The sequence below is a fragment of the Actinomadura luzonensis genome, assembly GCF_022664455.2.
GTDB lineage: Bacteria > Actinomycetota > Actinomycetes > Streptosporangiales > Streptosporangiaceae > Nonomuraea > Nonomuraea luzonensis.
The window spans coordinates 187968-210977 of sequence record NZ_JAKRKC020000002.1; the positions used below are offsets into that span (position 1 = coordinate 187968).

Annotated in this window: 22 protein-coding genes and 2 pseudogenes; 11 read left to right on the top strand and 13 right to left on the bottom strand. The window is 70.7% G+C overall.

What is annotated here, in order from left to right:
* Positions 1-12: 12 nt before the first annotated feature.
* Positions 13-1584 carry an MFS transporter gene (locus MF672_RS31015; RefSeq protein WP_242371051.1) on the bottom strand — a complete coding sequence of 524 codons (1572 nt, stop codon included), beginning with the start codon at positions 1582-1584 and terminating at the stop codon, positions 13-15.
* A 54-nt stretch (positions 1585-1638) separates the two neighbouring features.
* On the opposite strand from MF672_RS31015, the gene soxR reads away from it, so the two are divergent.
* From soxR to MF672_RS31030, 3 genes are all read left to right on the top strand, one after another.
* A complete protein-coding gene (gene soxR, locus MF672_RS31020) occupies positions 1639-2127 on the top strand; it encodes a redox-sensitive transcriptional activator SoxR (RefSeq protein WP_242371053.1) in 489 nt (162 codons plus the stop codon).
* Positions 2128-2435: 308 nt separating this feature from the next.
* Positions 2436-3218 carry a class I SAM-dependent methyltransferase gene (locus tag MF672_RS31025; protein ID WP_242371055.1) on the top strand — a complete coding sequence of 261 codons (783 nt, stop codon included), beginning with the start codon at positions 2436-2438 and terminating at the stop codon, positions 3216-3218.
* A gap of 2 nt (positions 3219-3220) precedes the next feature.
* Positions 3221-4045 (top strand): amidohydrolase family protein, encoded by an 825-nt coding sequence (locus MF672_RS31030; RefSeq protein ID WP_242371058.1) that lies wholly within the window; start codon positions 3221-3223, stop codon positions 4043-4045.
* Between the two features lie 122 nt (positions 4046-4167).
* Here MF672_RS31030 and MF672_RS31035 read toward each other — a convergent pair whose 3' ends face one another.
* Entirely contained in the window at positions 4168-5112 is a 945-nt protein-coding gene (locus tag MF672_RS31035) for an alpha/beta fold hydrolase (RefSeq protein WP_242371060.1), read from the bottom strand.
* A gap of 176 nt (positions 5113-5288) precedes the next feature.
* On the opposite strand from MF672_RS31035, the gene MF672_RS31040 reads away from it, so the two are divergent.
* The gene (locus MF672_RS31040; protein ID WP_242371062.1) at positions 5289-7325 is read left to right on the top strand and encodes a catalase; all 2037 of its coding nucleotides are present in this window, start codon (positions 5289-5291) and stop codon (positions 7323-7325) included.
* A 27-nt stretch (positions 7326-7352) separates the two neighbouring features.
* Here MF672_RS31040 and MF672_RS31045 read toward each other — a convergent pair whose 3' ends face one another.
* From MF672_RS31045 to MF672_RS31055, 3 genes are all read right to left on the bottom strand, one after another.
* Positions 7353-7898 carry a hypothetical protein gene (locus tag MF672_RS31045; RefSeq protein ID WP_242371063.1) on the bottom strand — a complete coding sequence of 182 codons (546 nt, stop codon included), beginning with the start codon at positions 7896-7898 and terminating at the stop codon, positions 7353-7355.
* A gap of 183 nt (positions 7899-8081) precedes the next feature.
* Complete coding sequence (locus MF672_RS31050) at positions 8082-8624, bottom strand: hypothetical protein (RefSeq protein WP_242371065.1); 543 nt, start codon at positions 8622-8624, stop codon at positions 8082-8084.
* 63 nt (positions 8625-8687) lie between these two features.
* On the bottom strand, positions 8688-9239 hold the full coding sequence (locus tag MF672_RS31055; protein ID WP_242371067.1) for a hypothetical protein: 552 nt from the start codon (positions 9237-9239) through the stop codon (positions 8688-8690).
* A 210-nt stretch (positions 9240-9449) separates the two neighbouring features.
* Here MF672_RS31055 and MF672_RS31060 point away from each other — a divergent pair, with 210 nt between their 5' ends.
* The gene (locus MF672_RS31060; protein ID WP_242371068.1) at positions 9450-9629 is read left to right on the top strand and encodes a hypothetical protein; all 180 of its coding nucleotides are present in this window, start codon (positions 9450-9452) and stop codon (positions 9627-9629) included.
* Positions 9630-9633: 4 nt separating this feature from the next.
* Here MF672_RS31060 and MF672_RS31065 read toward each other — a convergent pair whose 3' ends face one another.
* The 3 genes from MF672_RS31065 to MF672_RS31075 are packed head-to-tail and all read right to left on the bottom strand — an operon-like array spanning position 9634 to position 13122.
* A complete protein-coding gene (locus MF672_RS31065) occupies positions 9634-10476 on the bottom strand; it encodes an EamA family transporter (protein ID WP_242371070.1) in 843 nt (280 codons plus the stop codon).
* 8 nt (positions 10477-10484) lie between these two features.
* The gene (locus MF672_RS31070) at positions 10485-11642 is read right to left on the bottom strand and encodes a M24 family metallopeptidase (RefSeq protein ID WP_242371072.1); all 1158 of its coding nucleotides are present in this window, start codon (positions 11640-11642) and stop codon (positions 10485-10487) included.
* Complete coding sequence (locus tag MF672_RS31075; RefSeq protein ID WP_242371074.1) at positions 11635-13122, bottom strand: pyridoxal phosphate-dependent decarboxylase family protein; 1488 nt, start codon at positions 13120-13122, stop codon at positions 11635-11637. The genes MF672_RS31070 and MF672_RS31075 overlap by 8 nt, the downstream gene beginning before the upstream one ends.
* A 567-nt stretch (positions 13123-13689) precedes the next feature.
* Here MF672_RS31075 and MF672_RS31080 point away from each other — a divergent pair.
* The gene (locus MF672_RS31080) at positions 13690-14553 is read left to right on the top strand and encodes an MFS transporter (protein WP_242371076.1); all 864 of its coding nucleotides are present in this window, start codon (positions 13690-13692) and stop codon (positions 14551-14553) included.
* A 217-nt stretch (positions 14554-14770) separates the two neighbouring features.
* On the opposite strand, the gene MF672_RS31085 is transcribed toward MF672_RS31080, so the two are convergent.
* Positions 14771-15307: a hypothetical protein gene (locus MF672_RS31085; RefSeq protein WP_242371077.1), complete on the bottom strand. Its 537-nt coding sequence runs from the start codon at positions 15305-15307 to the stop codon at positions 14771-14773.
* A 9-nt stretch (positions 15308-15316) separates the two neighbouring features.
* Here MF672_RS31085 and MF672_RS52455 point away from each other — a divergent pair.
* A pseudogene (locus MF672_RS52455) lies at positions 15317-15453 on the top strand (IS982 family transposase); the annotation flags it as partial.
* Between the two features lie 30 nt (positions 15454-15483).
* Positions 15484-15724, top strand: a pseudogene (locus tag MF672_RS52460) (IS982 family transposase); the annotation flags it as partial.
* Positions 15725-15740: 16 nt separating this feature from the next.
* On the opposite strand, the gene MF672_RS31095 reads toward MF672_RS52460, so the two are convergent.
* Both MF672_RS31095 and MF672_RS31100 read right to left on the bottom strand, forming a co-directional pair.
* Entirely contained in the window at positions 15741-16268 is a 528-nt protein-coding gene (locus MF672_RS31095) for a hypothetical protein (protein WP_242371079.1), read from the bottom strand.
* Between the two features lie 31 nt (positions 16269-16299).
* Positions 16300-16827, bottom strand: coding sequence for a hypothetical protein (locus tag MF672_RS31100; RefSeq protein ID WP_242371081.1), 528 nt, complete (start codon positions 16825-16827; stop codon positions 16300-16302).
* Positions 16828-17093: 266 nt separating this feature from the next.
* On the opposite strand from MF672_RS31100, the gene MF672_RS31105 reads away from it, so the two are divergent.
* Positions 17094-18533, top strand: a complete 1440-nt coding sequence (locus MF672_RS31105) for an alpha/beta hydrolase (protein WP_242371083.1) — start codon at positions 17094-17096, stop codon at positions 18531-18533.
* Between the two features lie 156 nt (positions 18534-18689).
* On the opposite strand, the gene MF672_RS31110 is transcribed toward MF672_RS31105, so the two are convergent.
* Positions 18690-19736: an amidohydrolase family protein gene (locus MF672_RS31110; RefSeq protein WP_242371085.1), complete on the bottom strand. Its 1047-nt coding sequence runs from the start codon at positions 19734-19736 to the stop codon at positions 18690-18692.
* A 129-nt stretch (positions 19737-19865) separates the two neighbouring features.
* Between MF672_RS31110 and MF672_RS31115 the strand changes: the two genes are divergently transcribed.
* Together MF672_RS31115 and MF672_RS31120 are read left to right on the top strand one after the other, a co-directional pair.
* A complete protein-coding gene (locus tag MF672_RS31115) occupies positions 19866-20588 on the top strand; it encodes a TetR/AcrR family transcriptional regulator (RefSeq protein WP_242371086.1) in 723 nt (240 codons plus the stop codon).
* A gap of 211 nt (positions 20589-20799) precedes the next feature.
* A complete protein-coding gene (locus MF672_RS31120; protein ID WP_242371087.1) occupies positions 20800-21327 on the top strand; it encodes a ricin-type beta-trefoil lectin domain protein in 528 nt (175 codons plus the stop codon).
* A 216-nt stretch (positions 21328-21543) separates the two neighbouring features.
* On the opposite strand, the gene MF672_RS31125 is transcribed toward MF672_RS31120, so the two are convergent.
* The gene (locus MF672_RS31125; protein ID WP_242371088.1) at positions 21544-22851 is read right to left on the bottom strand and encodes an outer membrane protein assembly factor BamB family protein; all 1308 of its coding nucleotides are present in this window, start codon (positions 22849-22851) and stop codon (positions 21544-21546) included.
* Between the last annotated feature and the right edge of the window lie 159 nt (positions 22852-23010).

Here is a 23010-nt window from a genome sequence, read left to right on the forward strand (position 1 = left end):
CTTCCCTGGGGATCAGGACAGAGCGCCCGATCCACGGCTCGCTCGGCCACGCCTCAGCATGACCGCGACCGTGACGGCCATGCCTGCCACGCTCGCGGCGCTGGCCACAGTGGTCAGCTGAAACCCTGTGGTGAACGCCGCACGGGCGGTGCCGAGCAGCATGGCCGCGGGCAGGCCGGCGGGAAGATCGTGGCTCGCCGTCACAGCGCCACCCAGGCTCTCCCTCGCGGCGGACACGGCCTCTGACGGGAGACCCGCCACGTCAGCGGAGCTCATCTCGCTTCGGTACACCGCGGTGATGGCGCTGCCGAGGAGCGCGATGCCGAGCGCACCGCCGAGTTGCGGCGCGGTCGAGGAGATCGCCGAGGCGGCGCCGGCCTGCTCGGGGGGCGCGTTACCGACGATCATGTCGGTGGCCAGCGCCATCATCGGGCCGAGTCCCGCGGACACGACGACGGCCCCGGTGACCGGGAGGGCCAGGGCCTGCGTCCCGGCGGTCGTGCCCGCCTGGGCGACCACGACGAAGCCGGCGGCAGCCAGGGCCAGTCCGGCCGCGATGACCGGTCCCGGGGCTGTCCAGCGCACGATTCTGGAGGCCAGCGTCGATCCGGCGATCACCCCGACAGCCGAAGGCGCCGTCCACAGACCGGCCTCCAGCGGCGAGAGCCCGCGCACCAACTGCAGATATTGCGCGAAGGCGTAGTTGAACCCCCACAACACGAAGATGCCGAGCGCCAGCGTGGCCACGGCGGTGCTGAACGCCCGGTTCGCGAACAGTCGCAGGTCGATCAGCGGGTGCCGCAACGCGCGCTGCCTGCGCAGGAAGACGACGGCGAACAGCAGCCCGGCCGCGACGGAGAGCACGGGCAGCCCGCCGGGGCCGTCGGCGGCGATCTGCTTGAGACCGTAGACCGCCGGCAGCACCGCGGCCAGCGACAGCGCGGCGCTGACCGGGTCCAGCCGCCCTGCCGCCGCGTCGCGGCGCTCGGGCAGCAGGGCCGGCCCCAGCGCCAAAAGCGGCGCCATCAACGGCACGCCGAGCAGGAACACCGACCCCCACCAGAAACGCTCCAGCAACCACCCGCCCACGAGAGGGCCGATCGCGGTCCCCGCGGACACGCTGGCGATGACGATCGCGACGGCGACGGTGCGTTGCCGCGGATCCCGGAACATGGCGACGGTGAGGGAGAGCACGGACGGCATCAACGTAGCGCCGGAGATTCCGAGTAACGCGCGGATCGCGATGAGCGCGCCCGCGCTGGGAGCGTAGGCCGCGAGCACGGATGCGACGCCGTACGCGGCCGCGCCGATCAGCAGGAGGCGCCGGCGGCCGATCCGATCGCCCAGCGTGCCCATGGTGATCAGCGATCCGGCGAGCAGAAAGGCATAGACATCCACGATCCACAGCAGCTCAGCGCTGTCGGCCGCCAGCGCTCTGCCGATGGCGGGCAGCGCCAGGTGGGTCACGGTCAGTTCGAGGGAGGCGAGGAGGGCGGGCAGGGCCAGGACGGCAAGCCCGATCCACTCCCGACGCCCCGCGCGGCCGGTGGTGGGCGGGGCGGTGTCCGCAGGAGATCTTGTCACCCGTCCAGCATGAAACCTCGACTATAGACGAGGTCAAGCGCTAGCCTGAGCGGCGTGACGAAACCCCCTTTCGACGCCAAGGAGCTCACTGTCGGGCAGCTCGCTGCCCGTGCCGGTGTCGCGGTGACCGCCTTGCACTTCTACGAGGAGAAAGGCCTGATCCGCAGCCGCAGGACTGCGGGGAACCAGCGACGCTACCCCCGCGACACCCTGCGCAGGGTGGCCTTCATCCGGGTGGCGCAGCGGGTCGGCATCCCGCTGCGCATGGTGGGCGAGGCGCTGGCGGGCCTTCCGGAGGAGCGCACGCCGAACAGGGAGGACTGGGCCCGCCTGTCCGCCTCCTGGCGAGCCGAGCTCGACACCCGCATCGAGCAGCTCACCCGCCTGCGCGACAGGCTGTCCGACTGCATCGGCTGCGGATGCCTCTCCATCGATCGGTGCGTGCTGCGCAACCCCGACGATCGCCTCGGCGACGAGGGCGCCGGGCCACGTCGCCTCTTGAGCCGCCGGCTGGCAGATGAGAGCCGCTTCCCGGCTCTCTGACCGCGCGGTCGTCGGATCCGGCGACACGTTGATCTTGACGGCTGGTGGATGATATAGGTGGATTGGTGCGATTCCAAGGTGCGGCGGTGACAGCCCGCCGGTTCCGCTGTCCGCGGCGGGACGACTCGGTGTGACTCCGGGGCCACGCGGTGACACCCCGCCACCTCTCGGGCCTTGCCAGCGGCCCCAGATTCTTCGCGCGGTGAGGACCGTCCTCCCGCTGTCGAGAGGTGGTGCCGGATGTTCACCGGGCACATCCATGAGGTCGGCACGCCGACGGCCGCCCCGTCGTCCTGCGAGGGAAGTTCATGAACGGCAACCCGTACGAGACGATCGGCCTCGGCTACTCCCAGCACCGCCGCCCTGACCCCCGCATCGCCGGCCAGATCGAGCAAGCCCTGGGCTCCGCCACCACGGTGGTCAACGTAGGTGCCGGAACCGGCTCCTACGAGCCCCGCGATCGACGGGTCACCGCCGTGGAGCCTTCCACGGTGATGATGCGTCAGCGTCCTCCCGGTTCGGCGCCGGTCGTCCAGGGATACGCCGAGTCCCTTCCGTTCCCTGACCGGTCGTTCGACGCCGCGATGGCCATCCTCACCGTCCACCACTGGACCGACCCGGCCGCCGGACTCGCCGAGCTGCGCCGGGTGTCCGCCCGGCAGGTCGTCCTCACCTGGGACCCGGCCGTCACCGCACGATTCTGGCTGGTCGAGGAGTACCTCCCGCAGATATCCGAAGCCGAGGCCGGACTCGCCTCCCTCGACCTTGTCCAGTCCTGGTTGCGGCGCGAGGGCGCACAGGTGAGCGTCGTCCCCGTGCCGGTCGCCGCCGACTGCACCGATGGATTCCTGGGCGCGTACTGGCGACGCCCGCACCGCTACCTCGACCCGCGGGCTCGGGCCGCCGTCTCCGCCCTGGCGAACCTCGACCAGCACCTCGTCGAGCGCGCGATGCGACGCCTCGAGATCGACCTCGCCACCGGCCACTGGCACGAACGCCACCGCGACCTCCTCGACAGCCACACCCTCGACCTCGGCTACCGCCTCGTCACGGCCGCCCCTCCCGCCGGCGCCGACCAGACCGGGGCCTGACCATGCCGATCATCGACGCCTGGGCACAACATCCGACCCAGCGCTTCCTCCAGGACGACATGTTCGACTCGCTGCGCCGCTGGGGCGGCACGTCCATCCCGGCCGAGCCGCCGCCGGTCTCCGCCACGCTCGCCGCCATGGACGCGGCCGGCGTCGACCTCGCCCTGATCAGCGCCTGGTACGGCCCGCAAGGTGTGCTGATCTCCAACGACGAGGTGGCCGCCTTCGTCGCCGAGGCCCCGCACCGCCTGGCCGGCGTGGCCTCCGTCGACCTGCGCAAGCCCATGGCCGCCCTCCGCGAGCTCCGGCGCGCGGTCACCGACCTGGGGTTCAAGGCGCTGCGCGTCCTGCCCTGGCTATGGGAGCTGCCGCCCGACGACCGCCGCTACTACCCCCTGTACGCCGAGTGCGTCGAACTCGGCATCCCCTTTTGCACCCAAGCCGGTCACACCGGCCCGCTACGTCCCTCCGAACCGGGCCGGCCCATCCCCTACCTCGACCGGGTCGCCCTCGACTTCCCCGAGCTGACCATCGTCGCCGGGCACATCGGCTATCCCTGGACCACCGAGATGATCGCCGTGGCCACCAAACACCGCAACGTCCACATCGACACCTCCGCCTACACCGTCCGCCGCTATCCCGCCGAACTGATCGCCTACCTCAAGCATCACGGCCGGGCCAAGGTGCTGTTCGGCACCAACCACCCGATGATCACACCCGCCAAGGCCCTCGACGGGCTGGACCATCTCCACCTGGAGGACGAGGTGCGCGAACTGTTCCTGCACGGCAACGCCGAGCGGGTCTTCGGCCTGGAGCGCCGACGATGACGCCCGGCCCGCCGCCGGCGGAGCAGCTGATCGGAAAGGGCCGACCCGCGCCACCTGGCGCGTCCGCGGCCCGGGTGCGGCGGCGCCGCGGTGCTCGTGATCGCGCCGGCCGGCGGGTGCGGTCAGCTGCGCAGGAACTCCAGCAGGTCAGCGTTGAACTTCTCCTTGTCGCCCGGGACCAGAGCGATGCCGTGTGAGCCGCCCTGGTACACCTTGTAGGTGGAGTTCTGAATGATCTTGGCGGATTTGTCGCCGGATGCCGCGATCGGCACCACCTGATCGTCGTCGCCGTGCACGATCAGAGTGGGGATGTCGAACTTCTTCAGGTCCTCGGTGAAGTCGGTGGCGGAGAAGGCGTCCACGCAGGCCACCCCTGCCTGGATGTTCTCGGCCATGGCCATCAGCCAGAAGGCGTCCTTGTTGCCCTGCGTCACCTTGTTGCCCGGACGGTTGGCGCCGAAGAAGCCGTCGGCGGTGTCCTTCCAGAACTGCGACCGCTCGGTCAGGATCCCCTTCTTGATCTTGTCGAACACCTCCTGCGGGGTGCCCTCGGGGTTGTCGGCGGTCTTCAGCATCAGCGGCGGCACCGCCGACAGCAGCACGGCCTTGGACAGGCGGCCGGTGCCGTGGCGGCCGATGTAGCGGGCCAGCTCCCCGCCGCCCATCGAGTGCGCCACCAGCGTCACGTCGCGCAGGTCCAGAGCGGTCAGGAGGTCGTCGAGGTCGTCGGCGAAGGTGTCGAAGTCGTAGCCGTCCCACGGCTGGCTGGAGCGGCCGTGACCGCGCCGGTCGTGCGCGATGGCCCGGAATCCATTGTCGGTGACCGCCTTCATCTGGTCGTGCCAGGCGTCGGCGTTCAGCGGCCAGCCGTGGATGAACACGACCGGCGGGCCGCTGCCCCAGTCGTAGAAGAAGATCTGCTCGTCGTCGCGCGTGGTGATGTACGGCACGGTGAACCCCCCAGGGTCGATGGTCAGGTCGATGGACGCCGTGGGAGCGTCCCGGCCGCCTTTGCCGCAGCAGCCCTCGCCGAGGGCCGGACGGCGCACCAGCAGAACCGGGCACATCGCTCCCGGACAGGCAATACCGCGCTTCACGGTCGCCCTAAGGCCAAGGCCGGGTGCGGAGGTCTTTGCCTGCCCGCCCCGCCGGTGCCGCCACGAGCGGGTTGGCGGCGGGACAGGTGCGGGTAAGAGAGCCGTGGCCCCCCGGCCTGAGCCGTCGTCCAACACCGGGGGACCCTGTGACCGACCACAACAGCGACAAACAGCGCCAGCTCGACCAGTACCGGGTCGATGACACCAACAGCCGCTACACCACCGATCAAGGCGTGCGCGTCGAGGACACCGACAACTCGCTGTCGATCGGCGAGCGCGGCCCGACGATCCTGGAGGACTTCCACTTCCGGGAGAAGGTGACGCGTTTCGACCACGAGCGCATCCCGGAGCGGGTGGTGCACGCGCGCGGCTCCGGCGCGCACGGCGTGTTCCAGGTCTATGAGTCGCTGGCCGAGTTCACCTGCGCCGACTTCCTGTGCGACCCCTCCCAGCAGACGCCGGTGTTCGTGCGGTTCTCCACCGTGGGCGGCTCGCGTGGCTCGGCCGACACGGTCCGCGACGTACGCGGGTTCGCCACCAAGTTCTATACCCGGCAGGGCAACTACGACCTGGTCGGCAACAACTTCCCGGTGTTCTTCGTCCAGGACGCGATCAAGTTCGCCGATTTCGTGCACTCGGTCAAGCCCGAGCCGCACAACGAGATCCCGCAGGCGCAGTCCGCACACGACACGCTGTGGGACTTCGTGCAGCTGCAGCCGGAGACCATGCACACGATCATGTGGCTGATGTCGGACCGGTCCATCCCGCGCAGCTACCGCATGATGGACGGCTTCGGCGTGCACACCTACCGCCTGGTCAACGCCGACGGCAAGGGCACGTTCGTCAAGTTCCACTGGCGGCCCGCCCTCGGCGCCCACTCGCTGGTGTGGGACGAGGTGCTGCGCGTGCAGGGCAACGACCCCGACTTCAACCGGCGCGACCTGTGGGAGGCGATCGAGGCCGGCTCCTACCCGGAGTGGGAGCTGGGCCTGCAACTGGTGCCCGAGGAGGACGAGCACAAGTTCGACTTCGACCTGCTCGACCCCACCAAGCTCATCCCGGAGGAGGAAGTGCCGCTGCGGATGGTCGGCAGGATGACCCTCAACCGCAACCCCGACAACTTCTTCGCCGAGACCGAGCAGGTCGCCTTCTGCACCGCCAACGTGGTGCCCGGCATCGACTTCACCAACGACCCGCTGCTGCAGGGCCGCAACTTCTCCTACCTCGACACCCAGCTGCTCAGGTTGGGCGGCCCGAACTTCCAGCAGATCCCGATCAACCGCCCCCTCGCGCCGGTGCACAACGACAACCGCGACGGCTTCCACCAACACATGATCCACACCAGCCACACCAACTACAGCAAGAACTCCATCAGCGGCGGGTGCCCGGCCACCGGCGTCCTGGCCGGCGACATGAACGGCGTGTTCAAGCACTACACCGAACGCATCGACGGCGAGAAGATCCGCAAGCGCAGCCCCAGCTTCGCCGACCACTACAGCCAGGCCACCCTGTTCTGGAACAGCATGGCCCCCTGGGAGAAGGACCACATCATCAAGGCCTTCCTGTTCGAGCTCGGCCACGTGCAGCGCCGCTACATCAAGGAACAGGTCGTCGACCGGCTCGCCAACGTCGATGCCGGGCTGGCCGCGCACGTCGCCGCCGGGATCGGCCTGCCCGCCCCGGCGGCCCGCGGCAGCAATCACGGCAAGAGCTCACCGGCGCTCAGCCAGGACAACCAGCCGGCCGGCCTGGCCACCCGCAAGATCGCGATCCTGGCGGCCGACTCCACCGACGCCGGCGCCCTGTACCCGGTGCTGCAGGAGCTGGAGAGCGGCAAGGCGGTCTGCCACGTGATCGCCCCGCACGAGGGAATGGCCGGCACCCTGGCCGTCGACAGACAGGTCAGCGCCGCCGCCTCGGTGCTGTACGACGCGGTGCTGTGCACCGGCGGCGAGGAACTGTGCGGCAACGGCTACGCCGTGCAGTTCGTGCGCGAGGCGTTCAAGCACGGCAAGGCCATCGGCGCGCTGCCGGACGGGGAGGCGCTGCTGCGGGCCGCCGCCCTGCCCGGCCGCCAAGGCGTGATCGACTCCGCCGCGGGCGACGGCTTCACCGGCCAGTTCATCGCCGCCATCGTCAAGCACCGCCACCACGACCGGGAGGTGACCGCCTTCCCCGCCTGAGACGCGCGCCTCCGAGCCACCCCCAGGTCAGACGGACGTGATCTCCAGGGTGACCAGGCCGTAGTGGCTGGAGACGGTGCCCTGGCCGAGGGTGCACAGCGTGAGGTCGGTGGCGGCGCCGACCTGCTGCTGGACCACGGTGTCACCGGCGAACAGCCCGGAGGTGACGGTGCCGGTGACGGTGACGGTGAGCACGCCGCCCGAGAGGTTGGCGACCAGGTTGCCGGAGATGGTCGAGGTCTGTCCGGTGTTCCAGGTGATGGTGAACCCGAAGGGCCTGGCGGCCAGCAGTTCCAGGCAGGACAGGCCGGAGGAGGTGACGACGGTGAAGCGGCTGCCGGAGGTGAGGCCGGGGACGCTGGCCGACACGCACGGTCCGTACTGCTGGTTCGTGGTCGAGGTGACGGTCTGCGGGGATGCCGTCAGGGGTGGGTCGTAGGTGACGGCGACGCTGCTGGGCGGGGTGCAGGTGACGTCCAATGTGCCGGCCGAGGCCGGGGTGGCGCTTCCCAGCAGGGCGAGGATCAGGATGATTGCTCCGGCGGCGGCGGTGCGGATGCGATGCCTTGACATGAGGACTCCTTGAGGCCAGTACGGGGGATCTTCCGCCGTTGGTTGTGACGGAGGGGTCCCTCCCGTGCGACGAGGGTTGATGGGTGAGGAGGGTGCCGGACGGACTCGGCCAGGTCGCTCTGAGCCGGCTGCGGCAGAGTCGTCCCTTGCGGACTGGTGCGCGGGCGGGGTTGCCTGGGTGGGTCACGCGGAGGTGATCTCCAGGGTGACCGTCGAGTAGACGCTGCTGACGGTGCCCAGTCCTGCGGTGCACAGGGTGATGTCGGTGGCCGGAGCGGTGGCGTTCTGGACTACCGTGTCGCCGACGAACAGCCCAGAGGTGACCGTGCCGGTGAAGGTGCTGTTGATCACCGCTCCGGCGATGCTGCTGGTGCGGTTGCCGGACATGGTGGAGGTCTGGCCGGTGTTCCAGGTGATGGTGAGGGACTGAGCGCGGGAGCCGAGCAGGTCCAGGCAGGAGTATGAGGGGGATGTGCCGGAGGCGGTGTAGGACCCGGAGGTCAAAGCCGGAGTGCTGAGCGAGACGCACGGCCCGAGTTGAACGGAGGCGATGAAGCTGATCGGTTGTGCGGCCAGGGTCAACGGCGGGGAGTAGCTGGTGGTGTTACTGCTGGGTGGCGTGCAGGCGACGTCCAGCACCCCTGCGGAGGCGGGGGTGGAAGCCAGCAGGACGGCGCCCAGGACGGCGGCCAGCGGAAGGGCAAGCGCGCGCGAGAGCCAGGACATGTATGGTCTCCGTTCGGTAGTGTCCGTCGCGTTCCGCCTGCCATGAGCTCTCGTTGCCGGGGTTCAGAGCGGCAGGACGGTGAGGTTGGCCGGGCCTGCGACGTTCTGGAGTCCGTTCGCGGTGGCGCAGGCGGCCAGGTCGGTGTTGAGCAGGGCGATCTCGTACACGAGTTTGCGGCCGGTGAACGGGCCCGAGGTGATGTCGGCCTCGACGATGACCACGTTCTGGCCGGTGGGCCGCTCGGTCAGGGAGATGCCGCCGCTGAAGTGCGAGGTGCCGGTGTTGTTGCCGCTGGTGCTCTTCCAGGCGACGGTGCCGGTCACGCCGGACACGGGGAGGCTGACCAGGCAGCTCAGGGTGCCGCTGCCGCCGGCTTGGTAGCTGGCGAAGGCGTGGTCGGGGTCGAGGGTGGCGGTCAGGCAGGGGCCGAAGTCGCCTTCGGCGTGGAAGGTGATGTTCTGGGGCAGCAGTGTCATGCCGGGGTTGAAGTTCTGCTGGGCGTAGCCGGGGCAGTCGGCCAGGGGCGAGTCGGCGTGGGCTGATCCGCCGCTCAGGGCGGTGAGACCGGCCAGGGCCATCAGGCCGGCCATCAGCAGCCGGGTGAGAACGTGCATGGATGCCCCTCCCTTGACGCACTGTTACTCGGTGCGCCTTTGAAGTTACTTAGAGTCCTTTACTATGCGCCGGTCAGACCGATTCCGACCCGTCCGGCTGGACATAGTTTTGTCACTCTAAGCAGTTGATTCATCGCAAAGAGTGCAAACAGGGCGAGCCGGCCACCTGGCCCTTCCGCTTCTGGCGCAGCCGAGGGGGTCGAGGCCGGGGTGACGTCCGGCCGGGTGCCGGCCGGGCAGCTCCGCACGGTGAGCTGGACGGTGACCGTCCCGCCGACGACGCCGTCCGGGGCCGACCTCACTGCCACCCCCGTCGTGTCCGCCGACGTGCCGCTGGCGGGTCTGCCGAACCTGTACTCCGTCCCGCCGCTGACCGTCGAGGTGAACTGACGGATCACCTGCTCCCGGCCAGGGACATCGCGCACAGCGCGGCGAGGGCCGCGGCCAGCCCGGCGAGCTGGCCGCGGCTGAACCGTTCCCGCAGCACCAGCCGGGCCAGCAGCACGGTGGCGGCCGGGTAGAGGGAGGCGAGCACCGCCACGATGCTGAGCAGGCCGCCCCTGGCCGCCAGCAGGTAGCACACGTGCGCCATCGCCTCCAGCGCGCCGGCGGTGAGCGGCAACCGCACCCCACCGCCCGCGACGCGGGCCGGCCGCAGCACCGACAGCGCAGCCGTCATGATCACCGCGGAGGTGAGGTAGCACACCAGCAGCGGCACGAACCCGGACCGCGGGTGAGCCAGCGGCAGCACCACGAAGAACAGGCCGAACGCGGTGCCCGCCGCGACCGCCATGGCGAGGGCCCGTCCCGTACCGGCCGTCGCCGCGCCGGCTCCGCCCGGCCTGGACACCAGGACGATGGCCACCAGCGCGAGCAGCGCGCCGGCCAGTGCGAGAGTGCCCGGGCGCTCGCCGCGCAGCAGCCCGGCTGCCAGCGGCACCCCGGCCACGAACAAGGCGCTGACCGGGGCGGCGACCTTCATGGGGCCGCGGGCCAGCCCGGCCCACAGCAGCAGCCCGCCCGCAGTCGCCAGCGCTCCCGCCGCCGCTCCGGCCACCACGTCCCCCGTCTCCGGGCTGCCGGGCGACACCAGGACGAGCGCACCCAGCAGGGCGGCGGCGGCGAGCTGAGCGAGCAGCAGGACCCGCACCGGGTGCGAGCCGCGGCTTGCCAGTCCGCCCGCGAAATCGCACAGCCCGTAGGCGATCGCGGCTGCCAGGGCGAGTAACGCGCTCACCGCGGCTGTCAGCTCAGAGCGGGCGCGGTGGCGCTGAGCGGCCGCAGCCCGCTGGGTTCGACGAGGAAGTTGTCCTCCACCTTCAGCACCAAGGGCAGGCCGTTCACCTCCACCGTGGTCTCCGGCTCGATGGCCAGCACCTGACCGGCGCGGATCACGGCGTCCTCGTCCATCCGGTCGCGCCGGTAGATGGTGGGCAGCTCGCAGATGCGCAACCCCACGCCGTGGCCGGTGGCGTAGGGGGTGTGTGGCAGGCGATGACCGTGCAGGCACGCGTTGATCGCCTCGTGCACGGCAGAGGCCCGCACGCCCGGCCGGGCGCTGTCCTGCCCGGCCAGGTGGGCTTCGAGCAGGCAGGCGTACGCGTGGCGCACCGCGTCCGGCACATCGCCGACGAAGCCGGTCCTGCACAGGTCGGAGGCGTAGCCGCCGCGTCCGTAACAGCCGATGTCGAGGAAGAACGGCTCCCCTTCCCGAAGCCGAGCTCCGTCGGCGAACCAGCCGCCGCTGCTCTTGCGCACGTTGCAGACCCCGTGGGTGAGGAACTCCACCCCGGCGGCATGCTGATCATGGGCCGCGACGGCGAGCAGGTCGTGATCGCTCATCCCGGCCCCGGCCGTCTCGACCGCCCGTCGCAGCGCGGCTTCGTTGGCCCGGCAGGTGGCGGCCAGCAGTTCGACCTCGATCTCGTCCTTGATCTCCCGCATCTGGAACAGTTCCCGGCCCACCGGCCGCAGCAGCAGCCCGCGCTCCGCCAGCCCGTCGCGCAGCACCACGTCCAGGCCCTCGTAGCCGACGCGCCGCGCGCCCCGCCGCGCCAGCACGCCACCGACGGCCGTCAGCCATTGCCGGGGGTGGCAGGCCGCCGGCGCCCAGGACGGCAGCGGGTGCACCGCACGCACGTGCGGCAGCCCCTCGTCGGGACGCGGCAGTTCGTCCTCCACGTACGGGACGAACACCTCCGCCTCGCCGTCCGCATCCACGATCGCGGCATACCAGTCGAACGCCTCGCTGACCAGCTGGGTGCGGTAGTCGGTGGCGTACCTGATGTGGTCGGCCCCGGACAGCAGCACGTGATCCAGATCGAGCTCGCGCAAGAGCGTGGCGAGCCGGTCGCCGCGACGAGCCCGCAGCGCGACGAGATCGGCGTGCGGCCGGTCAGGCATCGCGCTCCTCCTCCCGCCCTGCGGCGAGGACGGCGTCGAGGAGCTCGTCCACGTCGCTCTCCGTCGCCAGCGGATTGATCATCGTGAGCTTCAGGTAGACCGCCTCGCCCTCCTCCGATCGGCGGACGGTGCGGCCCAGCACCGCACGGCCCCGCGCCAGCAGCCTCCTGCGCAGAGCCGCGTTGACGTCATCACGGCGAGCGGGGTGGCGCGGCAGATACCGGAACACCACCCGGGTGAGCGTGACCGGGGCCGCGAGCTGCAGCCGGTCGTCGGCCTCGATTCGCTCGGCCGCGTAGCAGGCCAGCTCGTGGCAACGGTCCACGAGGTCGCTCAGGCCGTCCCGGCCCAGCGCCCGGAACGCGGCGGCGATCTTCAGCACGTCGGCCCTGCGCGTCGTCTCCAGCGTGCGGCCGAGCCGGTGGGGCAATCCGGCCTCGGCGTCGTCGGCCGGGTTGAGATAGGGCGCCTCCCGGTGCAGCGGCGCGAAGTCGGCCTGCCTGCGCAGCATCAAGACGCTCGCCGAGGCCGGCTGCCAGGCCATCTTGTGCAGGTCGACGGTGACCGAGTCGGCCAGCTCGATGCCGGCGAACAACGGACGCAGCCGCCGCGACATCAGCATGCCCCCTCCGTAGGCCGCGTCCACGTGAAACCACATGCCGCGGGCGGCAGCCAGCCGGGCCAGCCGCGGCAGCTCGTCGATCGCGCCCACGTCGGTGGTGCCGGCGTTGGCAATCAGCAGGAACGCCGCATCGCCGGTCAGTCCGGCCAGCTTGCGCTCCACCGCCTCGGCGCGCATCACCCCGCGGGCGTCAGCGGGTACCACGATCGTGCTCCGGTCGCCCAGGCCCGCGGCCGCCACCGCCCGGCGTACGCTGACGTGCGACTCGCCAGAGCACACGACGCGCAATCTTCCCGGCACGCCGGCGAGCCCGCCGTCCACGATGTCGGCCCCGGCCAGCCGCGCTCCCGCCACGTCGCGGGCGACGATCACGGCCAGCAGGTTGGCGAGCGAACCGCCGGGAGTGGTCACCCCCGCCGCGCCCTCGGGCAGGCCGAGCAGGTCGCGGATCTCGGCCATGACCGCCTCTTCCAGCTCCATCGCGAACGGGCCGCTGTCCCACACGTCCACCGACTGGTTCAGGGCGCTGACCACCAGGTCGGCGGCGGCGGCCACGGTCAGGGCGGGACACTGCAGGAAGGCCGCGGTGGACGGATGCGTCAGATCCACGCTGCCCGCAGCGAACGCGCGGGCCAGCGGCTCCAGAGCGGCCGCATCACCCATGCCGCGGTCCGGCAGGATCGACTCGCTGAACGGTCGGCTCCGCCGCCGCACCTCGCGAGGGCCTCCCGCCGGCAGCGGACCGTCATGGTCGGCCAGCCCCGCCCGCACGGTCGCGAGCACCAGATCGACGAGGCTGTCCAGGGCGCGAAGCCCATCCGCGCTGCCGGCGAACCACGCCGGGGCAGGACGATCCATGAGACCTCCAGCAGGCCCGGATCCCGTGACACCCCGCAGCGCATCCTCAACGCCTCACCACCGGCACCCTCTCCTCTGCCCCCGTTGCGGCCGGTAAACCGGCGACGCGCAACGAGAGCACGTCCATCCCTTCGCCGGTCCGCACCCGCTGGACAGCAGCAGCCCGCCCGCCGCCGCCCAGGCCACCGCGTCCCCCTCTCCGGCCGGCCGGGCAACACCAGGACAAGGACGCCCAGCAGGGGGCCAGGGGCTGAACGGCGTAGCGCCCGAAGGCAAGACGTGACGTCGGGTACGGCGCGCGCCAACTCATCTCCGTGAAGCGGAAAATCCGAGATGCACTCACTTCAAGGAGTTGGACGGATACAAAAGCGAGAGAACGCGCCAGGGTGAGCACGGCTGTGCTGCCCAGGACTACAGCGGCGAGATGAGCACGATGAGATTCGGCGAGCCGGCCATCGGCAGCCGTTCGCCCCGTTCGTCCGAAGCCTGACCTCCGAGGCTCACCGTCCCCATCCCCACGAGGCCGTCCCTCCTGGCTCAAAAGCGATCCGAGGATGATCCCCAACCATGCGCAGAAAGGAACTCCCGCCATCTGCCCGCAGAGTCCTCGCCGCACTCGCCGCACTGTTCGCCCTGGTCTGCGCGAGTCTGATCACCGCCCCGGCTGCCTCCGCAGCCGCCCTGGCCGACATCAGCTGCCCGGTCGGCTCCCACCACGACAGCTACGACCCGCCGCTGACCAACCCCCCCGAAACCGCGGTGCTGGCGGGGCTGGCGCTGGCCGTGACCGGGGTGCTCGCCGCCGTCCTGCCCCGGCAGGAGGCGCCGGTCACGAGCGTGCGGGACGAGGTCGCCACCGTGCTGGGGCGGCGGGTTCTGGTGGTCATCGCGACGACGGCCGTCGGGCTGGCGGCGACCTCGACCGTCTTCACCTACCTGGCGCCGACGCTGACCAGGATCACCGGCTTCGGAGCCACGGCGGTGTCGACACTGCTGCTCGTGTACGGTGCGGGCAGCCTGGCCGGAGGGCTGGTCGCGGGGCGGCTGGCGGATCGGTCGCTGGGTGCTACCGTGCGGGGCACGTTCGCCGGGCTGGCCGTGGTGCTGGCCGTCTTTTCGTTCGCGGTGCCGTGGGCCGGGCCCGCCGTGGCGGCGGTGCTGGTGCTGGGAGTGCTGACCTCGGCCGCCACCCCCGTGCTGCAGAGCCTGGTACTGCGGCACGCCGGGCGGGCGCCCACCCTGGCGGTGTCGGTGAACGTGTGCGCGTTCAACATCGGGATCGCGGCCGGATCGGCGCTGGGAGGCGGCCTGGTGGCGGCGGACGGGCTGCGATGGCTCGGCCTGGCCGGCGCGGTCCTGAGCCTGGCTGCCCTGGCGATCGGCTACGCCGCGGTTCCCAGGCGGGAAGCGCTGGTGAGCTCGCCGGCTTGAAGCGTCCCGTCGGGGCCCGTGCAGGAGTCCAGGACGGGACGAGCGACGCCCCCGAGACGATACGAGACGTCAGCCGACCTGCGTCGGTCGTGCTCAGGGACGCACGGCCGCACGAAGCCCTCGATCACCTCCGCCTCGAGCGGCGACATGAAAGGGCCCGTCCGGGTTCTCGGTGACCTCCAGCAGCACCGTCTGTACAGGCACCCGGCGGGGGCGCTCAGGAGTGGACGGCGCGGATCTCCGTCACAGTGAACGCGTCGACGATGTGCCGGTTCTGCACCAGGAACCCCACCACTCCCGCCACCGCCTCCACGCCCAGGGCGGCTCTCACGCGCGCGCTCAGGAGGTAGACCAGGGGTGTCGAGGGTTGGGTCAGTGTGAGGCCGCGGTCGTGGCGGTGCGCGTCCTGCAGTGCCCTGATGGGGATCGGCCGCTCGGTGGTGAACCACGCCGCGACCTCCCATTGCGGATGCGCCGGATCGGTGCCGGCGCAGGCGTGGTAGCAGGCGACGCAGCCATGGCCGGCATGCCGCCCGTGCGGGCAGGTCCATCGGGCGATGTCGGCCGGGCTCTGATGGTGGGCGCCCAGGACGGCCGCTTCGGTGACGCGGCGGCGCGTCGGGCGTGACCGCTGCTCCGGCGGAGAGGCGAAGTCGCTGCTGATGATCGGATCCCTTCCGGCTGCGTCCCACATGTCAGCGCCTGGATGGATGAGCCCAAGGCGCAGCTGCGGGGACAGGGCGAGGGTGCCCATGCTCGATGTGTGACGAAAGAGTTCGACACCTTCGCACCCGCACTCTATGTGAGGGTCGATGATCTGCTGAAGAGTGCGCCGGAATGGCGCCGTGGCGGCTGCGGGCGGGGATCGCGCCCCGGATCAGTGGCGCCGGGTTGGTGACGCCGGGTTGGAGACGCCGGCGGTGCTGAGGGTGCGGACGCTCGCTGGAAACCGCGCGGCGCAGCCGGTTGGCCGGGTGGGCCGAGTACGGCTACTGCGCCTCCCGTCCTCGATGTTTCTGGGGACTGCGCCTGCATCTGGTGTGCGCAGTGATACGGTCGCGCGTTCGAACGCGAGCCGGCGCGCATTTCTCAAGCCGCTGCGGCAGAGCACCGAGACGATCAATCAGACCTTCAAGGGCAGTTTGACCTGGAACGACACGGCGGCCGCACCCCTTGGACTCATCCGTCTAGAGAGTGACGGTGAGGCTCAGGGCTCCGCTGTCGGAGGTCAGGCCCTGGGGGGTGAGGCAGGCCAGCAGGTCCAGGGCGGGAAGGACCTTGGTCTGGACGACGGTGGCACCTTCGAACAGGCCGCCGACCACGGTGCCGACGCGTACCAGGACGGTCTGGCCGTCGGGCTTGATGTTGATGGCCAGGGTGCCCTCCACCACGCTCTGCTGCCCGGTGTTCCAGGTGTAGACGCTGCGGTCCGCGAACGAGGCAGTGGTGCAGCTGGCCGTGCCCGTGCCCGCCGCGGTGAAGGTGGCCCCCACGATCTGCGGATGGCTGGAGGAGACGCAGGGGGCCAGTGATCCCTGCGCGGTGAACGTCGTCGTGCGGGCGGTGTAGGTCAGGCCCGGGTCGTAGGTGCTGTACTGCGTCCCCGTAGGACACGTGACATCCACGACGGCGGCGTGCGCGGACGGGGCCGCGGTGACTGGGGCGAGCAGGCCGGCGACGAGCAGGGCCGCGGCGGCGATCGACCGAGATCTCATGGCGTTCCTTCGCGCATTGCCGACCGGGCCGTCAGCCCGTGACGGTGAGTGAGGTGGGTCCGGACGAGCTGTTGAGGCCGGTGGTGAGGCACGCGGCGAGGTCAAGCGTCACCTCGGCGGTGGTGCGGACGACGTCGCCACCGGCGAACTGGCCGCTGTCGACCTGGCCCACCGAGACGAACACGGTTTCTCCGGCGGGCTTGATGTTGACCGTCAGGTCGTAGGTGATGACGCTGTCGGGCCCGTCGTTCCAGTCGACCACCATGGTGGCGTTGGGGAAGCTGGAGGTCAGGCAGCTGCCGGTGCCGCTGCCGTTGATGACGAAGGTGGCGTTGTTGAGGGCGGGGTCGGTGGCGGAGACGCAACTGGCCAAGATCCCCTCGATGTGCAAACTGGTGGGCTGGGGAACGTAGGTCAGGCCGGGCGACCAGGTGACGGTCTGCGTGCCCAGCGGGCAGGCCACGAGCGTGGCCAGGCCGTGTGCAGGTAGGGCGGTCGTGGCGGAGGCGGCCACCAGGGTGATCGCGGCGGCCAGCGCGGCGAGCGAACGATGGATCATGAACGTGTTCCTCTCGTCTCCCCCCGAAACCGGGCGCCGGCGCCGCCCCTGGCTGGTCGGAAGACCCACACTCCACCTACTGAGGGAGGGCGGGTAGAGCTTGCGCCGTCACACCAGTGTCACTTTTTGTGCTCATCCAATAACTTGACGTGGCTTCGCGTGCCCGGGCGACGGTTATGCCAGGGTTAGGCGGGTGGTCGCATGATCTTGAAGTCACCGGATCGCGTCTCATCCCGACCACGAAGGATCGTATGAAGAGTCACATCTTGCTCGCAGTCGTCTCGTCCCTGACCATCAGCTTGCTCCCGGGAGGCGTCGCCAGTGCCGGCACTGCTCCGCAGACGATCGTCTGGGCGGCATGCCCCGGGGACACGACCGCCGAATGCGGCACGCTGAAGGTGCCCGTCGACTGGGACACCCCCGGCGGCGCCACCGTCGACGTGGCGGTGGCCCGCCGCAAGGCCGCCGACCCGGCCGCCCGGGTCGGCTCCCTGGTCGTCAACCCCGGCGGGCCGGGCGGCTCCGGTGTCGACTTCGTGGTGCACGGCAGCGACTACTTCAGCGTCGAGCTGCGCGGCCGCTTCGACCTCGTCGGGTTCGACCCACGTGGGGTAGGACGCAGCCACCCGGTGATCTGCTCGGCGGCACTGCTGCGGGAACGTCCACACCCCCTCATCGACAACCAGACGGACATGGACGCCTGGGTGTCGTTCAACCAGCGGCTGCGACAGGACTGCCGGGCCCGCACCGGACCGCTGTACGACCACGTGAGCTCGCTCGACGTCGCGCGTGACGTGGAAGCTCTCCGGGCGGCGCTGGGCGACGACCAGCTCACCTACTACGGCGTCTCACACGGCACCCTGATCGGCCAGGCCTACGCCGAGCGTTTTCCCGGCAAGGTCAGGGCGATCGCGCTCGACTCGAACTTCGACCACAGCGTGAACACCGCGAGCTACCTGAACACCACGGCCGCCCAGACGGCAGGGGCCTTCGACCGGTTCGTCGCCTGGTGTGCGGCGACAGCGTCGTGCGCGTTGCACGGCAGGGACATCCGGGCGTTCTGGAAGGGGCTTCTCGATCGGGCCGACCGCGGGGAGCTTCACCAGCCGGGCCTGCCGGACGTGGCGCTGGACGCCTACGAGCTGGTGGACACGGCGTTCGCCGGACTCTACAACCCCAACTGGGCGGAACTCGCCGAGACGCTGGCGGCCATCGACGCGGGAGGCCCGGGCCCGGCGGCGAGCGCCGCTAACGACGAGGAGGTGAAGGTCAGCACGCCGGTGTTCTGCCAGGACTTCCACCTGCCGGTCGCCGACTACGCGGAGTACGCCTCGCTCCTGCGCCGGCAGGAGCCGCTCGCCAGGGACATGAGGTACAGCCCGCCCGCGCTGGGCCGGATCGCCGGTTGCCTGGGCCGGCCCGCGCCTGTTCCCAACCCGCAGCACCGCCTGCGGGTGGACGCCACCCCGCCCATCCTGCTGGCCTCCTCGCTGCACGACCCCGCCACCGGCTACCTGTGGACGCTCAGCACGGCCGAGCAGATCGGTGCCGAGGCGCGCGTGCTCACGTACGAGGGCTCGGGGCACGGCGTGTACGGCCGGAGCGCGTGCACCGCCGGCGCGATCTACCGGTACCTGATCTCGCAGTCGGTTCCGGCCGACGGGGTCCGCTGCCCGGAGGCGCCGCCCTCGGCCACGGTTCGATGAGCGGGCGCCTGCCTACATGGCTCGCCGGCCTTCAAGGCAAGTGGCTGACCAGCTCGCTCGCTTGGGAACCCCAGATGACGGGATGTGCTGGGCGGTCAGGCGGACCTGGCGTTCCTCGTGCGGGTCGCGTCGTGCGTGGTTGTGCGCGGCGGACCGTTACCCGGGGGAGGACGCCGGGCGGCGGGGCGTGCGGGCGGTGAGGCGTTCCCAGTTGCGGTGGGCGATGTCGGCCTTCTGCCCGTCGGTGAAGGGCGCGTCCTCCAGGAAGGAGCGGGCGGCACCGTTGCTGGTGTCGACATAGGGGAAACCGCCGGGCCGGAAACCGTAGGTGAAGGGGTAGTCGGTGGAGTACAGCATCCGGTCGGTGCCCATGACCTCGGCGGTCCAGCGCAGGTAGCGTGGGCTGTTGGTGCCGCTGCCGGCGACCCAGAAGTTCTGCCTGAAGTAGTCGGCGAGCGGCCGCTGCAGGCCGCCGGCCTGGGCGAAGAATCCGGCGTGGTCGAGGTAGAACATGACGACCTCGCCCCAGTGCCCGGCGATCACCTGGAGGTCGGGGAACCGGTCGAAGACGCCTGAGAAGATCATCCGCAGGTACTGGATGCCCAGGTCGTAGTACCAGCCGATCGCCGCCCCGGCCAGCGCCGTGCCGATCGGGCCGATGCCGGAGTAGTAGGCGTCGATCACCGGCTTGACCGGCATCTGCGGGTGGAAGTGCAGTGGCACACCGAGCCGCTCGGCGGTGGCGTACAGCTCGTCGTTGTCGGGGTGGTCGGCCAGTTTGTCCCCGGTGCGGCCGTACAGCATGGCGCCGGGGAAGCCCAGCTCGCGCACCGCCCGCTCCAGCTCGGCGGCGGCCGCGGCCGGCGACTGGGTGGGGATCGCGGCGAACGCCTGGAAACGGTCGGGGCGCGAGGCGACGATCTCCGCGAGCTGGTCGTTGGCCTCGCGGGCCACCGTGATCGCCTCGGCCTCGGGCAGGTCCTGCACGCCGGGTGAGGACAGGGACAGTACGGCGACGTCGATGCCCTGGTCGTCCATGTGGGCCAGCCGCTGCTCACCGGTCTCGCGCAGGCTCTTGGCGATCGGGCTGTCGCCGAAGCCGCGGGCGGGGATCCGCGGTGATCCGGCTCGCTGGTACGCCTCGTGGACGGCAGGTACGACGACGGTCTCTTCGACTCCGATGATCCGCAGACGGTCGGACATGCTGACGCTCCCTCAGATAGCTGTTTCCGATGACAACGCCCGAACGTTATCACCGATATTATCGATGTCAATAGAACGATGTTTACGGTGATACGATCAGCGCTATGCGGTAGGCGTTATCATCGATAGGTGGCTGACCCGAACCCTGCAGGCATTGCTGCGGAGCCCAGCGTCACAGCGCGCGAGCAGACCCGCCGCCGGATCATCGACGTCGCGATCGACCTGCTGGAGCGCGGCGGCCGCGACGCGGTCACCACCCGCGCGGTCGCCGACGCCGCCGGGCTGCAACCACCGGCCCTGTACCGGCTGTTCAGCGACAAGGAGGGACTGCTCGACGCGGTGGCCGAACACGGCTTCGTCCGGTTCCTGGCCGCCAAGAACCTTGACCCGGACCCGCAGGACCCGATCAAGGAACTACGCGTCAGCTGGGATGCCGCGGTCGAGTTCGGACTCGCCAACCCCGCGCTGTACGCGCTGATGTACGCCGAGCCCGCCAGGTCCGCCGTCGCTTTCCGAGCCGGCCTCGCACACCTCATGGAGCGCATCCGCCGCCTGGCCCTCGCCGGCTTGCTGCGCGTCGAGGAGCACCTCGCGGCCCAGATCGTCCACGCCACCGCACGCGGCGCCGTCCTGACGTGGCTGTCCCTGCCCGAGCCCCAACGTGACCGCGCCCTCCTCCTCGCGCTGCGCGAAGCGATGGTCACCGCAGTCACCACCCAGGAAGCGGCCGTGCAGGAGCCAGGCCCGGCCGGCGCCGCCCGAGCCCTGCGCGCCGCCCTGCCCGACCAGAACGTGCTCAGCCACGCCGAACAGCAGCTACTGACGGAATGGCTGGATCGCCTGTCCGCATAGCGGCCCCTGCCGCGCGGGCCAACGGCGTGCGCGCCACCGGCCGGTACGTCGTTCGAGCGGGTGATCCGCGGGTCCACCCGCTGAGCCGCGTGTGCCCGGCGTTACCGGGGGAGCGCGTACTCGGACGCGGAAGCGGGCGCCCGCCCCGGTGTGTACTGCTCGAGGTCCACCGGCCGGTGGACCCCGGTCATCTCATCGGGGGGAACCTGACATGTCCGCATCACGAAAACTGCGGTACGCCGCCGCACTCGCCGCGACGGTAGCCGGGATCGGCGCCGCTGTCGCCTCGCCTGCCCATGCCGACGTCGTCTACAAGGAGCTGGAGTACCGGGGCAACAGCGCCCATCTCGTCATGACCGCGTTCGGGAACGTCAACGGCGCCAGCGTGGCGCTGCGGCCGGACACCAACAGCAAGTTCGGCCAGTGGGCGCAGACGGCCACGGTGTCGTCGGGCGGCGGCCAGCCGGCCTTCATCTACACCCTGCGGGCCAGCCTGGAGAACGGCGGGCCCGCGCTCTGCCTGAACGCGAAGAACACGGTGGAGGTCACGGTCGCCGTCTGCGACAACTCCGACAACCAGAAGTGGTTCCACCCGACCGCGGTGGCCGGGCCCGGCGGCACGCTGCCCACCAAGAACGTCGCGACGCTCCGCCACCTGGGACAGAGCGCCTCCTCGCAGGCGCCGCTGTCGTTGTTCCAGCAGATCGGCGTGCACTTCTGGGCCAAGCGCACCGCCTGATCCCCAAGGTCTCGGCCGTCCCGCCCGCGCGGGGCGGCCGTTCTTCTGTTTGGCAGCTCCAGCTCGTACTCCGCGGCCGCGGAGCTCGTTGACGGTGGTCAGCGCGTATCCCGCTGAGCGGCCGGAGCTCCCGCGCCGAGATCGCCGTCTCAGCGGAAGGGCCGGGCCAGTGAGGACGTTCGCCGTCACCCGCCGGCGGGTGGGCGTGCCGAGCGCTCATCGCAGCGCGGTGATGCCGGTGCGGGTGCGCACGTAGATCATTCCGTTGGCGGGGAGGACGGGGAGGCCTTCCTCCGCGTAGTCCGCCCCCAGGTACTCGGTGAGCTCGTATTGACCGCCGACGATCTCCTCGCCGAGGTGCGACTCCCAGCCGAGCCGGCCGGTGAGCGCCTGGTAAGTGGCTAGGGTGCCGTCTCGTGCCGCCAGGTAGATCAGCCCGTCGGCCAGCACCGGCGAGCCCACCGGGAGCGCCGGCAGCTGGATCTTCCATGCCGGTGCGGCGGTGGCGATGTCCACGGCATACAGCATGGCGTCGAAGGTCGGCTCCGCCTCTGTTCGGACGGGGCCGCCCTGCACGGCGATGAAGAAGATGCGGCCGTCGGCGACCGCGATGGCCCCGCTGATCTCTGACCGCCGGTGGGGATCGAGCTGAAACAACCAGCGCTGCTGACCTGTGGCCGGGTCGAGGCCGACCACCTCGGCGCTGGTCCACGGCTCGGGATGAAAGCCATCGTCGGAGTGCTCCCTGCGCACCGGCATCCAGACCAGGCCTTCGGCCACCGCGGGGTGTGCCTGGCCGAACAACACCCAATCGCTTGGCCCCTCGTCGTCCTCGTCGTCCTCGTCGTTCCTGGCGGAGAGGATCTCTGTTCTCAGCGGACACTGACCGTCCTGGTCGTCGCCGACCTCGAAGATCCCCGTTCCGGATCGCACGTCGAAGGCGACGACACCGCTGTGCGTGTGATGACCTTCGAAACCCAGAGCCGCGTACGCCGAGCCGGCGGCGGAAACGGCAGGATCAGCCTCGATCAGCCCGGTCCAACGTGTGCTGTGCCAGCGCGGCGTGAGCTCCGGCAGATCCAGCGCACGGACGCCGCCGTTCAGGTCGGCGAGCAACACAACGTCGCCCGCGATCGTGCAGCACCCGGCACCGCCCTTGATACGGCGCAGCAACGCGCCGGTCAACCGGTCACGGACGAAGACGCAGCCCTCGTAGTCGCGATCGGGAAGGAACAGCAGGTCGCCCCAGACCGCGGGCGCCGAGGTGAACACCGGGCCGAGGTAGTCCCACTCCTCGTCGAGCCCGTCGGCCCGCCAGCGGGGGGTGCCGTCCATGGCGTCGAAGGCGTGCAGGGCTCCCCGGACATCGACGGCGTAGAGCATGTCGTCCGCCAGCACCGGCGCGGCCAGGACCGCCGCCCCGGTTACCGCGCGCCACGCGACCGAAGGCCGGCCGGTCACGCCGCCGCCCGGATAGACACCGCTACGCCCCTCATCGCCGAACCCGGGCACCACAACGGTCACCGTCGTCGCCTCCGCATCTCCGTCCCGCGGGCCCGATCGAGGGCTCTCCGGTGGTGTCTTCAGGCCACGTGAACGGCACCAGAAGGCATGTGCCGTCAGTGGATCTTAGAGGGTCCCGGCGGCGTCCCGCTCCCGCAGTCCGCGGCACGCCCCAACGCT